At 54.5% G+C, this 13,296-nt stretch carries 13 protein-coding genes; 12 read left to right on the top strand and 1 reads right to left on the bottom strand.

Features of this window, described 5'->3' with window-relative positions; genetic code table 11:
* Positions 1 to 3: 3 nt before the first annotated feature.
* The 3 genes from ACR0MQ_RS05025 (at position 4) to ACR0MQ_RS05015 (ending at position 2,716) form a co-directional block, all read left to right on the top strand.
* Entirely contained in the window at positions 4 to 1,251 is a 1,248-nt protein-coding gene (locus tag ACR0MQ_RS05025) for an MGH1-like glycoside hydrolase domain-containing protein (protein ID WP_480606390.1), read from the top strand.
* Positions 1,251 to 2,306 carry a sn-glycerol-3-phosphate ABC transporter ATP-binding protein UgpC gene (locus tag ACR0MQ_RS05020; RefSeq protein ID WP_170772457.1) on the top strand — a complete coding sequence of 352 codons (1,056 nt, stop codon included), beginning with the start codon at positions 1,251 to 1,253 and terminating at the stop codon, positions 2,304 to 2,306. Before ACR0MQ_RS05025 ends, ACR0MQ_RS05020 begins: the two co-directional genes overlap by 1 nt.
* Positions 2,307 to 2,497: 191 nt before the next feature.
* Positions 2,498 to 2,716 (top strand): hypothetical protein, encoded by a 219-nt coding sequence (locus ACR0MQ_RS05015; RefSeq protein ID WP_480606387.1) that lies wholly within the window; start codon positions 2,498 to 2,500, stop codon positions 2,714 to 2,716.
* A gap of 306 nt (positions 2,717 to 3,022) precedes the next feature.
* Here the strand turns inward: ACR0MQ_RS05015 and ACR0MQ_RS05010 are convergent, their stop codons facing one another.
* Entirely contained in the window at positions 3,023 to 3,901 is an 879-nt protein-coding gene (locus tag ACR0MQ_RS05010) for a LysR substrate-binding domain-containing protein (protein WP_480606384.1), read from the bottom strand.
* Between the two features lie 118 nt (positions 3,902 to 4,019).
* Between ACR0MQ_RS05010 and ACR0MQ_RS05005 the strand changes: the two genes are divergently transcribed.
* The 9 genes from ACR0MQ_RS05005 to ACR0MQ_RS04965 all read left to right on the top strand — a co-directional run bounded on the left by ACR0MQ_RS05005 (position 4,020) and on the right by ACR0MQ_RS04965 (position 12,970).
* Positions 4,020 to 4,769 (top strand): SDR family oxidoreductase, encoded by a 750-nt coding sequence (locus ACR0MQ_RS05005; protein WP_480606381.1) that lies wholly within the window; start codon positions 4,020 to 4,022, stop codon positions 4,767 to 4,769.
* Between the two features lie 17 nt (positions 4,770 to 4,786).
* Positions 4,787 to 5,176, top strand: a complete 390-nt coding sequence (locus ACR0MQ_RS05000) for an ectoine synthase (RefSeq protein ID WP_170772463.1) — start codon at positions 4,787 to 4,789, stop codon at positions 5,174 to 5,176.
* A gap of 578 nt (positions 5,177 to 5,754) precedes the next feature.
* Entirely contained in the window at positions 5,755 to 6,723 is a 969-nt protein-coding gene (locus ACR0MQ_RS04995; RefSeq protein WP_480606378.1) for a VOC family protein, read from the top strand.
* Between the two features lie 3 nt (positions 6,724 to 6,726).
* On the top strand, positions 6,727 to 8,214 hold the full coding sequence (gene mhpA, locus ACR0MQ_RS04990) for a bifunctional 3-(3-hydroxy-phenyl)propionate/3-hydroxycinnamic acid hydroxylase MhpA (RefSeq protein WP_170772467.1): 1,488 nt from the start codon (positions 6,727 to 6,729) through the stop codon (positions 8,212 to 8,214).
* Complete coding sequence (locus tag ACR0MQ_RS04985; protein WP_480606375.1) at positions 8,195 to 9,175, top strand: fumarylacetoacetate hydrolase family protein; 981 nt, start codon at positions 8,195 to 8,197, stop codon at positions 9,173 to 9,175. The genes mhpA and ACR0MQ_RS04985 overlap by 20 nt, the downstream gene beginning before the upstream one ends.
* Positions 9,176 to 9,207: 32 nt before the next feature.
* Entirely contained in the window at positions 9,208 to 10,023 is an 816-nt protein-coding gene (locus tag ACR0MQ_RS04980; RefSeq protein ID WP_170772817.1) for a DNA-binding transcriptional regulator, read from the top strand.
* 55 nt (positions 10,024 to 10,078) lie between these two features.
* On the top strand, positions 10,079 to 11,092 hold the full coding sequence (locus ACR0MQ_RS04975) for a TRAP transporter substrate-binding protein (protein WP_170542737.1): 1,014 nt from the start codon (positions 10,079 to 10,081) through the stop codon (positions 11,090 to 11,092).
* A 58-nt stretch (positions 11,093 to 11,150) separates the two neighbouring features.
* Entirely contained in the window at positions 11,151 to 11,660 is a 510-nt protein-coding gene (locus ACR0MQ_RS04970; protein WP_170772471.1) for a TRAP transporter small permease, read from the top strand.
* Positions 11,657 to 12,970 (top strand): TRAP transporter large permease, encoded by a 1,314-nt coding sequence (locus ACR0MQ_RS04965; protein ID WP_170472731.1) that lies wholly within the window; start codon positions 11,657 to 11,659, stop codon positions 12,968 to 12,970. The genes ACR0MQ_RS04970 and ACR0MQ_RS04965 overlap by 4 nt, the downstream gene beginning before the upstream one ends.
* Positions 12,971 to 13,296: the final 326 nt, after the last annotated feature.

The raw sequence follows: 13,296 nt of genomic DNA, 5'->3' as shown, positions 1-13,296 counted from the left end.
GAGATGAATCAACACACAAACCCCGACCGCGAGGCACGCAATATCCTGATTGCCAATGATCGCGGTGGCTACACGATCCCAACCGAAGGGCTGTACCCATACCAATGGAACTGGGACAGCGCGATTACTGCGCTTGGATTTGCCCAGTTCGACCTCGACCGCGCCTGGGTCGAGATCGAGACACTGTTTACCGGGCAATGGGATAATGGCATGGTGCCGCACATCCTTTTCCACCAGCAGGATGAAGGGTATTTCCCCGGCCCGGATGTTTGGGGCTGCAATGGTCCGATCCCCTCATCGGGTATTATCCAACCCCCCATCGCGGCCACGATGACCCGCAAAATCTGGGAACAGGACACCGCGTTCGGAGACGCGCGGATGAAGGCGTTGTTCCCAAAGCTGCTGGCTTGGCACCGCTGGATCATGAAATGGCGTTTGGATGAATTCGGGGCTGTTTGTACAACCCACCCTTGGGAAGCGGGTCGTGATAACGCGCCAGACTGGGACAATTCAATGGCGCGCATGGATGCGTCGGATGTCGGAGAGTACAAACGCCGCGACACCAGCCATGTTAACAGCGAGGATCGCCCGACAAAGTTCGACTATGACCGTTACATCAGGCTGGTACAGATCGGTCGAAAAGCAGGCTGGGATCAGCAGGAGCTGCTGTCGTTGAACCCGTTCCGTGTCGCCGATCCCACGATGACCTTTGCTACACTGCGGGCCGCGCGGGACTTGCTGGTGATCAGTGAACAGCTTGGTCTGGCAGCTGAAGGCTTAAGCACAGACATTGAAAAACTGGAAGCCGGCGCTCGCTCGCTTTGGAACGAAGAGCTGGGCAGCTTTGATGCGCGCGACACACATACCGGCGAGATGTCAGGCAGCGTATCGAACGCGTCCTACCTGTGCTGGTATGCGGGTGTTGAGTCGGACAAGATGCTGGAACGGTTGAAAACCACACTAGAAACCGTGCCCTATCCAGTTCCGAGTTATGACCCGGAAATGCCGAAATTCGACGCGCGCCGCTATTGGCGCGGGCCCACCTGGGCTTTCATGAACATGATGATCGGATTCGGGCTACAGGATCTGGGTCATACCGAGCACGCAGATCAGTTGCGCAAAAAAACCGGCGATCTGATCTCGGGCTTTGGTTTTGCAGAATACTTCGATCCAATAACCGGGAGCCCGGCTGGTGGTAAGGCTTTCTCTTGGACAGCAGCGGTTTGGCTTCACTGGGCAGGGAGGGCCTGATGGGTAGCATCGAACTTAGATCAGTCGAAAAATGGTTCGGCTCGGCCCAGGTCATCAAGGGCGTGGACCTCAAGATCGAAGAGGGCGAGTTCATCGTTTTCGTTGGCCCATCGGGCTGCGGAAAGTCCACACTGTTGCGCATGATCGGCGGGCTCGAGGATATCTCGCGCGGGTCGTTGTTGATCAATGGCAGTGATGTTACCGATCACCCGCCTTCAAAACGCGGCCTGACAATGGTGTTCCAATCCTATGCGCTTTATCCGCATCTGACAGTCGCCGAGAACATGGGGTTCTCTTTAAAGGTGGCCGGTGTTCCCAAGGCGGAGATCGCCGAACAGGTTAATCGCGCTGCAGAGGTTCTCAAGCTGGGACCGTTCATGGAACGCAGACCAAAAGACCTTTCTGGTGGTCAGCGGCAACGGGTTGCTATCGGCCGATCCATCGTCCGCGACCCCACCGCGTTCCTGTTTGACGAGCCACTTTCCAACCTCGACGCCGCCCTGCGGGTCGAGATGAGGTATGAGATCGCCAAGCTTCACCAAAGCCTCAAGCGCACGATGATCTACGTGACACATGATCAGGTCGAAGCGATGACATTGGCCGACCGCATCGTGGTTTTGGAATACGGCAAGATCGCTCAGGTCGGTACGCCGCGCGAGCTGTATGAACGCCCTGCGAACCTGTTCGTGGCCCAGTTCATCGGCAGCCCAAAAATGAATATCCTGCCTTGCGCGACCGAGGGTGACAGTTTCGATCTTGAGCACGGCCGCAGTGGCCCGTTTTCATGGTCCGCAGCGGCCACCAAGCTTGGCATCCGCCCCGAACACATTCAGGTGGTCGCTGCAGGCGATGGTCAGACTGACGGCGTCATCGAGGTGATCGAGTATCTGGGTGCAGACACATTCCTGATTGTGGATTGTGGAAGCGAGGACAAGGTCACAGTCCGTCTGAACGGCGATACGGCCCTGACACCGGGCACCCACATTGGTCTGCACTTCCCCACGGACAATCTGCATTTTTTTGATGAAAACGGGCAGGCTTTGGGGCTTGGATAGATGAACCCATCGGTATCCGTTGCAAACCTTGACCATTGACACTCAAGAACACAGTGAGTGTAAAGCTAAAGAACTGAAGCCGAAGCAAACACTATCAATGTGGGCTGCTATATTCAGCCTAAACCTAGTGTCTTTGCCCCCTAAAATTGGGCCACTACTTTGTGCCCCTTGGGTTGCACGGGGCGGATACCGTGACCTTGGCGACAACAGGTGCCGTGGCGGACGGTAAGGGTGCATTCACAGGAGATATCGGTGAATTTCGCGCGCATGACGTGTTGAATGGGCAGCCCCTCATCGTCAGGTTTCTTTGGAAAAAAGGAGCGGTTCCGCGATGGGAACAAGCTTTCTCGACTGATGATGGAGCCACTTGGGAAACCAACTGGACGATGGACTTCACACCGATTGCCTGACGAAAGACCGAGTTCTGTGGGATAACGGACTTTGGAACCGAGCGCAGCATCGGTCAATCTGGGCTCTCTATTGCCGCGGGAACAATTGCAGCATTGGCGATATTGGGTCGTGCCGAAGCTTTCGAGGACGGCCCGAACCGGACCCTCAGCCCGTTGACTCCATGCTGCGGCGCGGCCCGTCGAACCTGCCGTTCGCTGCGAGCGCAAAATCGAAGGCTGCCTGAACATACGACATGCGGACAAAACGGACCTATGCAGCGCGCGAGCCAATGTCCGCTTTCCTCGGGCTTCGATTGGAACCCAGAGCTAAAGTGACATGAGCCATTTCTTGAAAACTCTCAATGTGACTCGCTCCTGATCGCCCGAGCGGCAGACAAAGTAGAGCCCTCGCTCTAATGGAACACAGCTTGCATCCAGACGGATCAAGCGCCCAAGTTCCAGGTCATTAGCCGCCAATAAATGTCTTGCCAATGTAACACCTTCCCCGTCAATTGCCGCCTCCAGTAAAACAGCGCTGTCCACGTACTTGATACTCTGCGCGTTGATCCGATCAGCGCTCAAACCAACCTGCGCAGCCCAGTTTTCCCACCCGACATTGAACGCGTCCTGCAGGAGTGGGAGGGCAACCACATCTTCGGCACGCATCGGTAGCTGTATTTTCCCGACAAGGGAGGGCGCGGCCACGACAACCAATTCCTCGTGTCTGATCTGTTCATAAAACAGCCTATCCCAACCGGGTCTCCCGAAGCGCAGGGCGACATCGACCTCGGAGGTATCGAAATCGGCAAAGGCATCGTTTGTGTCTAGCAACAACGCGATACCAGGATGCTCTCGCTTAAACGAACTGAGCTGTGGCACAAGCCATTTTAGCGCTAGCGAAGTGGAAAGAGACACTGTAATCGACTGTCGGTGACGCAATCGCTTCACCTCCGATACGCCCAACTGCAGTGCCGAAAATGCCCCTCGTGTAGATTGATACAGGCGTTCACCGGCTTGCGTCAGTTCAACGCCATTGGGGCGGCGATGAAAGAGCGTCACGCCAAGATGCTGTTCCAGCAACTTAATCTGCCTACTGATCGCGCCGTGTGTAACGTTCAGAGCATCCGCTGCCTTAGATAAGCTGGAGTGGGTTGCGGTTTCATCAAAGGCCTGAAGTGCACGAAGGTGTCTAAGGTTTCCCGACATGTGAGAAAACCTAACAGCAATATTCTGAAAACTCGATAGGTTCGCCGAGTTCTAAGGAGGTACACTGACTTCAACGCAATAATTCTCACATATGATGCGCCTAAAGAAAGGGGATACGATGCCCGAAGTCAAAGTCGCGCTGATGACAGGTGCCGGACAAGGCATTGGCCGAGGCTGCGCCATTGAAATGGCTAAGGCTGGCTACAAGGTTTCGCTGATGTCGCCGTCCAATCGCTCGGTTGAGCTGGCGGAGGAGCTTGGGGGCGTTGGCCGTCGTGGCTCTGTCTTAGATGTCGACGATTTGCAAGCGATGATCGACGACACCATGAGCAGGTATGGTAGAATTGATGCCATCGTCAGCAACATGGGTCACGGTGGCACGGTGCCAGAGTCCATCAAAACTGTAGGTTTCGATCCGGACTTTGACGGGCCGCTTTTGGAGCTCAGCGATGAGTTGTGGCACGAAAGTCTGGACATGTACGTCCTGAACGTCGTCAATATTGCCCGTATCGTTACGCCCATCCTGATTGAACAAGGCGGCGGCGCTTTCGTAAACATCTCGTCCATGAACACGATTGAGCCACGTGCACCGTATCCCATGAGCATGTTGCGCGGCGCGCTGCACGGTTTCTCAAAGCTGTATGGTGATCGTTATGCACGGCACAATATTCGCATGAACAACCTGCTACCTGGGTTCTGCGAGAATGTGAAACTCTCCACACAGGCCCGCCAGGAGACCCCCGCTCAGCGACCGGCAACATTCGAAGAAATTGGGCAGGCTTGTGTGTTTCTCACCAGCGAGGGTGCCCGATACATAAATGGTCAGAGTATACTATCTGATGGCGGGATGAACCGCGCGGTCCGATAGCAAAAAGGCGGTGAAGTATGATTGTTAAAGCTCTCAAAGATATCCTTGATACAGATCGGGACGTTTCCGGTCCGGGTTGGAACAGCAGAAGGTTGCTGCTCGCCTCTGATGGAATGGGGTTTTCGCTGACAGATACGATAATTAAAGAAGGCACTGTGCTTGAGCTGGAGTACACCCATCATCTAGAGGCGTGTTACTGTATCGAGGGCAAGGGGCAGATCCGAGCGTCTGAAAATGAAACCTGGCATTCCCTTGAGCCATTTACCCTCTACGCTTTGGATCAACACGACCGACATTTGGTGCGTGCGACAGAGGTTCATCTGCGACTGGTCTGCGTATTCAATCCGCCACTCAGCGGGCGCGAAGTACATCGCAAAGACGGAAGCTATGCTCCAAAAACATCCTGATGAACGTGGTGACGTACACAGGGAACCGGTCGTACACGCACCACGCAGCAACTGTCGAGAAGGGCTCTATGCCGCCATCGGAGCGACCGCGGCATCCTGCCGTTCGGGCTGTCTTGAACCGATGAGGAGCGGCCCATAAGTGAAATTCGCCTCCCGCCTAAATTTCTGGGGTCGCAGGCCGCTTTGCGGCCATTCGCCGCGATAGCGAAATCTCGAGGTCCGAGAATATGAGAGGCGCGGGACAAAACCGCCGTGTGCTTCGGGTGAAATGAAGGGAACTTCATCGCCGAAGGCGTTCGAACTTTTTTGGGCGGCGGGAAAATTATTTATCCATCTCTAATTGCAGTGGCCGTCAGCGATATTCGCTCCAAGTTAGAAGAGCCTTACTCCACTACGCCAGAGCACGGTTTGCCTCTTCTGAGCTGTAATTTATTGGTAGTCTAAAACGAGCATCCAAACTAATGGAGCCAGCTAGGTAGAACGTTGCTGTCCCTCTTGTCCGCCTGATGGACAAAAGTATTTTGTGGCATGCTTATTACCATGAATTGGGGAAGCAATATCTTCGGGAGAAGATTAGTATGATCACCGCGCTAAGCTACATCGGTATTCGTTCCAACAAACCAGACGATTGGCGGCAGTTCGCTGGCAATATGCTGGGCATGCAGGTTTTGGATCGCGGGGGTCGCAATACGGCGTTTCGGATGGATGATCAGCACCAGCGGTTGATCATATCAGACGAGCCCGGCGATACCCTGGCCTACATCGGATGGGAGGTTGGCGAGAAGTCTGACCTGGAAAGGCTTGCCACTAAACTGGAGGCGGCGGGACACAATGTGACCCCGGGGGATCGCGGACTGGCCGATCGCCGCTATGTGGCTGAAATCATTACATGTGTCGATCCTGCCGGGAATCGGCTTGAGTTCGTCTGGAAGCCGGAGAAAACAACAGAACCCTTTATCCCGGGTCGACCCATCGAGGGATTCAAGACCGGCCCATATGGCATGGGGCACGCTGTTTTGCACGTGTCCAACGCCGAAGCGCTTGTACCTTTTTACCGCGACGTACTTGGCTTTCATTTAAGCGATTATGGGTTGCGACCCATTCCTCTCTATTTCTTTCATGTCAACGGCCGGCATCATAGTTTTGCAATCGTCGGGTCGGGGCAGGCAGGGTTTCATCACTTCATGGTGGAATACGACAATCTAGACGACGTGGGTCAGGGGTATGATCTGGCACAGAATGGTCTTGCCGAAATCGCCTATACATTGGGGCGGCACACAAATGATTACATGACAAGCTTTTATGCCCATACGCCGTCGGGCTTTTTCGTGGAAAGCGGTTGGGGCGGGAGGATCATCGACCCATCCACCTGGGAGCCTTGCGAAACAAATGTCGGGCCCAGCTTTTGGGGCCACGAACGGCTGTACCTGAACGAACAGGAACGCGCCGCATTTCGGGATAAGCGACTGGCAACCGCAGCCGCGGGGCACCGGGCACCTAGCGTTGTGAATTGCCCGTGGCTCTACGGACAAGTCCCTGAGGTTTGAGCGATGTATGACGTTGCGATTATCGGGTTCGGTCCTACCGGAGCGACACTTGCCAACCTCCTGACCAAAAGCGGTGTTTCGGTTGTGGTTCTGGACCGCGAGGCCCAGATGTACCATCTGCCCCGCGCCGTGCACTTCGATGACGAAGTGATGCGCGTTTTCCAGACCGTCGGGATAGCTGACGCGCTTTATAAGCTGGTGCACATCAACCCGGGCATGAAGTTCGTCGATGAAAACAATGAGTTGCTGCTGGACTGGCCAAGACCACAGAGCGTTACGAAACATGGGTGGCACGCAAGCTACAGGTTGCATCAGCCTGATCTCGAAACGCTGTTGAGAGCCGAACTGGCGCGTTCCCCGACGGCCACCACGCTGGAACTTCACAACGTAATAAATCTTGAACCCACAGGGAATGGCGTAGAGTTAACCGCACTGGATAAGACAAACGACTGCAAGTCCACCTTTGAAGCTCGATACGTTGTTGGCTGCGACGGGGCCAATTCGTCCGTGCGTCGCTGGATCGGCGGCGAAATGGAAGATCTGGGGTTTGAAGAACGCTGGCTGGTTGTCGATTTGCGTCTCAAACGTCCAATGCCAGAGCTTGGCGATCATTCCATTCAATTCTGCAACCCGGACCGACCGATGACTTATTGCCGGGCCCCCGGTATTCGCCGCCGCTGGGAAATCATGGTTTTGGACGGTGAAACCGACGCCGAAATAATGGAACATTCGCGTCTCTGGGATCTGCTATCACGGTGGATTACGCCTGACGATGCCGAGATTGAGCGCAGTGCTGTCTATACGTTCCGTTCACAGGTCGCGAAAATCTGGCGAAAGGGACCGGTTGTGATTGCCGGAGATGCCGCCCACCTGACGCCACCCTTCATGGGCCAAGGAATGTGCACCGGCATTCGAGACGCCGCGAATTTGGCATGGAAGCTCGTCAAAGCACTCAATGGCGGCGATGAAGAGATGCTCTTTGACAGCTATCAGGATGAACGACAGCCCCACGCACACAGCTATATTGAAACTGCGGTTCGTCTGGGCGGCCTGATCAACTCGCTTGATCGGGAAAGTGCCTTGAAACTTGCAGACGGTTCGCGTTCAGGTGCCATGCGATCTATTGCGCCCAAGCTTGGTCAGAGCGCACTGATGCAGGTGCAGACAAACAACCCTTATGTCGGGCGTCCCTTTCCCCAAGTGCATCTTGATACCGACGGACAGAGGCTGGACGATGCTGTTGGACACAAGCACCTTCTTGTCAGCCGCGCCTCATTGCCGGAATGCAGCGATGATGCTGTAGCACTGAATGCGCGCGATCATCCCCAGCTGGACGCCGTGCTGACAGATATTGGAGCAAATGTCGTCTGGGTGCGACCCGACCGGTACGTCGCGGCTGTCGCGGAAACCCTTCTGGAGCTTCCAGAACAAGCCCTGTCCCTTTTTAAGCGGAAAAAAAAGAAAGATAGATATGAAACTGGCATCACTTAAATCCGGTGGTCGTGATGGATCACTTGTCGTCGTGTCAAAAGACCTGACCAGAATGGCATCTGCGGCATCAGTTGCGCAAACTTTGCAGCAAGCGATCGAAACCTGGGAAAGTTCAGCCAGCGCGCTGAAAAAGATCTCGGAGTTGGTCGAACAAAATGAGATCGAGACTATGGCCTATGACGTGGACCAATTGGCCAGTCCGTTGCCGAGATCGTATCAATGGGCCGACGGAAGTGCATATCTCAGCCATATGCGCCTGGTACGCAAAGCCCGCGGGGCTGACATCCCCCCCGGAGCTGAGACGGATCCACTGATGTATCAGGGGGGCGGTGACTATTTTTTGGCACCGACCGATGACATTCCCTGCATTGACGTGGACTGGGGACTGGATTTTGAGGGCGAGATTGCCGTGGTTACCGATGACGTGCCTATCGGATGTTCTACCGAGGCGGCGGTTGGCCATATCAAACTGATCATGCTGTGCAATGATGTCTCGTTGCGCAATGTTATGAAACCTGAACTGGTCAAGGGGTTTGGCTTTTACCAGTCGAAACCTGCAAGTGCGTTTTCGCCTGTTTGCGTAACTCCGGATGAACTGGGTGAATACTGGACCGGAGCAAAAGTTACTCTGCCGCTCGAAACCGTTTACAACGGCAGAACCTTTGGCAGGGTGCCAGCTGGCAATGACTTGAATTTTGATTTCGCCCAATTGATTGCGCATGCCGCAAAGACCAGAGAATTGCGCGCAGGCACTATCATCGGATCGGGCACGGTGTCGAACACTGATCACGAGCGTGTCGGGTCGTCATGTCTGGCCGAAAAGCGGATGATCGAAATCATTGCCGATGGCAGGGCGGAGACGCGTTTCATGGAGCCTGGAGATACCGTCAGATTCGAGATGCACGACCCCTCAGGGCAGTCAGTTTTTGGGGCTATTGACCAAAAGGTCGTCGCCGCCTGAGAATATGCAACAGGACGGTCTGAAGGATGAGGATGGTGGCAGACAACCAACCCAACATTCGTGCCTTGCTACGCGGTCTGGACTTGTTGCGGTTCGTGAACAGTCAGGGTTCGGCAAAGCCTGCCGAAATCGCTACCGCGATTGGCGTGCCGAGACCAACTGTCTATCGGTTGCTCCACACTCTTGAGGAAGCAGGGTACATTCTGATGTCGGCGTCCGACACTCGGGTCAGAGTTTCGCCGCGCGCCTCCGGCTTGGGCGACAACTATGCTGCGCACTCGCACATTTGCCGTGTCGCGGCCCCAGGCATTGCGGAATTCACCGATGTGCATTCATGGCCGCTTGATCTTTCGGTTTATCGAGATCTGCACATGGTCATCGAAGAAACAACGCACTGGCGCAGCCCGTTCTCGATTGATCGGAACATGGCCGGACTGTCCCTGCCTATACTAAGGTCGTCGGCCGGGCGCGCCTTTTTGGCCTTTCTGGAAGACAAGGAAAGAAGAATCATTCTGGACCTGCTGCGCAACAATAACGACCCCGAGGACGAGCGGTTTTTGCTGGAAAGCTGGATCGCCTCGCGTCTGGTTCAATATCGCAAACAAGGATACGCTACGCGCAGTTCGCGCACTTTTCGACCCGACACATCCAGTTTGGCGGTTCCAATCATCTGTGAGGATCGCGTTCTGGGATGCCTGTCGATCATTTGGATCGCCAGTGCGTTTTCCATGACAGAAGCAATCAATCGTTATGCGAGCCCGATGAAGGAATTGGCCAATCAGATCGCGGCGCAAATGGTAAAAGTGGTAAAAGGTGCACCTGTCCGCCAAGCGGACAAAAAGATCTAAAGCACAGTAAGCAATTCCTCGGAAGCGGTAGGTTTAGGAAAAACCGGGAGGAATCATGAAACATCTCATCAGATCTACGGTGCTGAGCTTTGGAATTTCGTTGACGGTCGGCGCAGCTTGGGCTGCGGATACTGTTCTTACAATCTCATCATGGGCGCCGCCAACGCATGGCATGAACGCCAAGCTCTGGCCTGAATTCACGAAAATGCTCGAAGAAGCCTCAGATGGTCGTGTGAGCGCAGAGGTGAAATACGGATTGGGGGCGCCGCCAGCGCAGTTCGACCTTATTCTCGACGGGGTGGCCGATGTCACGTGGATTTTTCACGGCTACAATCCCGGGCGCTTTGTGGCATCCAAAATGATCGAACTGCCTGGCTACGAAGGCAACGCCGAGGCCGCATCGGTGGCCTATTGGCGGGCATATGAAGAGTATCTTGCCACGGCAAACGAACATGACGGGGTAAAGGTCCTTGCCATGATGACTCACGGTCCCGGCATCCTGCATTCCGAAACCAAGGTGACATCGCTGGACGATATTTCTGGCATGAAGCTGCGACTTGGTGGCGGGGTTTCTGGGGACGTGGGCGCAGCGCTCGGTGCCACCGGAATCCGGGTACCAGCACCGAAAGTTTATGAAACATTGGCGTCCAAGGCGGCCGACGGTGTCATGATGCCCATGGAAGCCCGCGCAGGCTTCAAGCTGTTTGAAGTTGCCCCGCACAGTTATTCTGTACCCGGCGGTTTTTATCGCGGTTCGTTTGCAATCGTGATGAACCAGGACAAATACGACAGCTTGTCAGATGAAGATCGTGCTGCTTTGGATACAATAGCAGGCGAAGCGCTTTCTCAGGTGGCCGGGCGCATGTGGGACGAGATTGACCAGATCGGCATCGAAACCATTGACGGCAACGAGGGCAATTCCTGGACGGAAGCCAGCGAAGCTGACGTCGCAGCCTGGAACGAAATGACGGGTCCAATCATCGAAAGCGTTCTGGCCGAGGTGTCTGACAAGGGAATTGACGCGGCGACGGTGCAAGCCTTTATTGCCGAGCAGATGACAGGCAACTGAACCACAATAAGAAACTCTGCGGGCCCTGGCTTAGGGCCCGCAATTTTGCGAGGCAGGCATGGCTGACATTCAGAGACTGAAGCTGCGCGATCCCTGGTACGTTGTTCTCAATCTGCCTACATGGATCGCAGCGGGCACCTTATTCGTGCTGATGTGCATGACATTTCTGGACGTGGTTTTTCGGAGCGCTTTCAACAATCCTATCGAAAGTGCGACCGAACTGACCCGGCTTTTTATGGCGGTCATCGTATTTTCTGCATTACCTCTGGTGTCTTGGAAGGGTGAGAACATTGTTGTGGACCTGCTTGACCCTTTCTTCAGCGCACGAATGGCCCAGTTGCGCGATAGTCTGATCGATGCAATCTGCGGGATCGTTCTGATATGGCCAGCAATACGGGTTTGGGAACTTGCGGAACGGTCGCGTCAGTATGGTGACGTTACAGAATACCTGAAGCTGCCACAATTTTATGTCGGGTGGTTTATCTCGATCTTTGTTGCGCTGACCGCACTTGCCTTTCTTGCGCGCAGTGTTGTGCGCCTGTTCCTTAAATCAGAGGTCTCCGAATGACTCTGTCGCTATTGGGGCTGGGAGCGGTCTTGGTTCTCGTTTTCTTACGCATGCCCATTGCCATAGCCATGGGGCTTGTTGGCTTCCTGGGTTTTGTGGAGTTACGCGGGTTTCGCGCTGCTATCTCGATGGTGGGCCGACTGATAATTGACACGGCTCAGGATTACGGGTTGTCGGTGGTGCCTCTCTTTATCCTGATGGGTCTCTTCGTGAACAAGGGCGGCCTTTCCAAAGAGCTATATCGTGCGTCCTACGCATTTCTCGGCCATATGCGCGGTGGATTGGCTATGGCGACGATCGTGGCATGCGCTGGCTTCTCGGCTATCTGCGGTTCTTCCCTCGCCACTGCGGCGACAATGTCGAAGGTCGCCATGCCCGAGATGCGAAAATACAGGTATTCAGACAGTTTGGCGACAGCCTCAATCGCGGCGGGCGGCACCTTGGGCATCCTGATACCACCCTCGGTAATCCTGGTCATCTATGGCCTGCTGACGGAAACAAGCATCGGAAAGCTCTTTATCGCCGGTGTTGTTCCAGGGTTGCTAGGCGTTTTGCTTTATCTTGTGGCCGTCAGGTTCTCGGTGACCCGGGACCCTGACGCCGGACCAGCGGGCGAATGGGTTTCCTGGCGAGAGCGGCTTTTGTCGCTCAGGGATATCTGGGCAGTGCTGCTACTGTTCTTCCTTGTGATTGGCGGGCTCTACGGAGTGTTGGATGTCTGGCCCTTCTTCATAACGTTTTCCCCGACCGAGGCTGCAGGAATGGGGGCCGCTGGCGCTTTCCTGATTGCATTGTCCAGAAGAGCCTTGAGTTTTTCATCGACCATGGAGGTGTTGATCGAAACTGTGCAGACAGCGGCCACGCTATTTGCGGTCTTGATCGGGGCGTGGATATTCTCGAACTTTGTCAATCTTGCGGGGCTGCCCGAGGCACTTAGCAACTTCGTTCTTTCCCAGGGGCTATCGCCAACACTGGTCATTGTGTTGATCCTGCTGGTCTACGTTCTTCTTGGTTGCGTTTTTGAAAGCTTGTCGATGCTGCTGCTTACGGTGCCCATCTTCTTTCCGGTAGTGACCAGTCTCGGGTTTGATCCGGTTTGGTTTGGTATTGTCGTCGTCGTAGTCACCGAGATCAGCCTGATCACCCCGCCCGTCGGTTTGAATGTCTTTGTACTAAAAGGTGTCGTCAAGGATGTCCCTACATCAATAATTTTTCGAGGCGTCACCCCTTTCTGGCTAGTGGATATCCTTCGACTGCTGATAATCGTCATTTTTCCTTGGCTTGTACTCTTCTTACCTAATTCAATGTAGGCTAGCTCTGGGTGGTTGGTTTTCAAACCTGAAATTGCCTTTTCAAGTTGTCTGTTTTGGGCTCACTGCAGACCTCGGTGCTGAAGCAGCACAAGTGCCTGCCCAGTTCTCCACGACTTATCCAAACGGCCCATAGCCGTCATCCATTGATACGATGAATTGCTGCGTCCGTATTCCGCCTTGCAGTTGTTTGTATTCGATCGACGCCTCACGGTCTCGCGTCCACAGGCATCCGAATTGCGTCAGACTATCCGATGCGCTGGCTTCTGAAAAACTCAAAAATATATAGCATTTTATCAGAATGCTTTTACCATGTGGTCAAATTT

The organism is Ruegeria sp. AN6, assembly GCF_056540425.1.
Note: the sequence above shows the minus strand (reverse complement) of the source record. Positions and strands in the feature narration are given on the sequence as shown.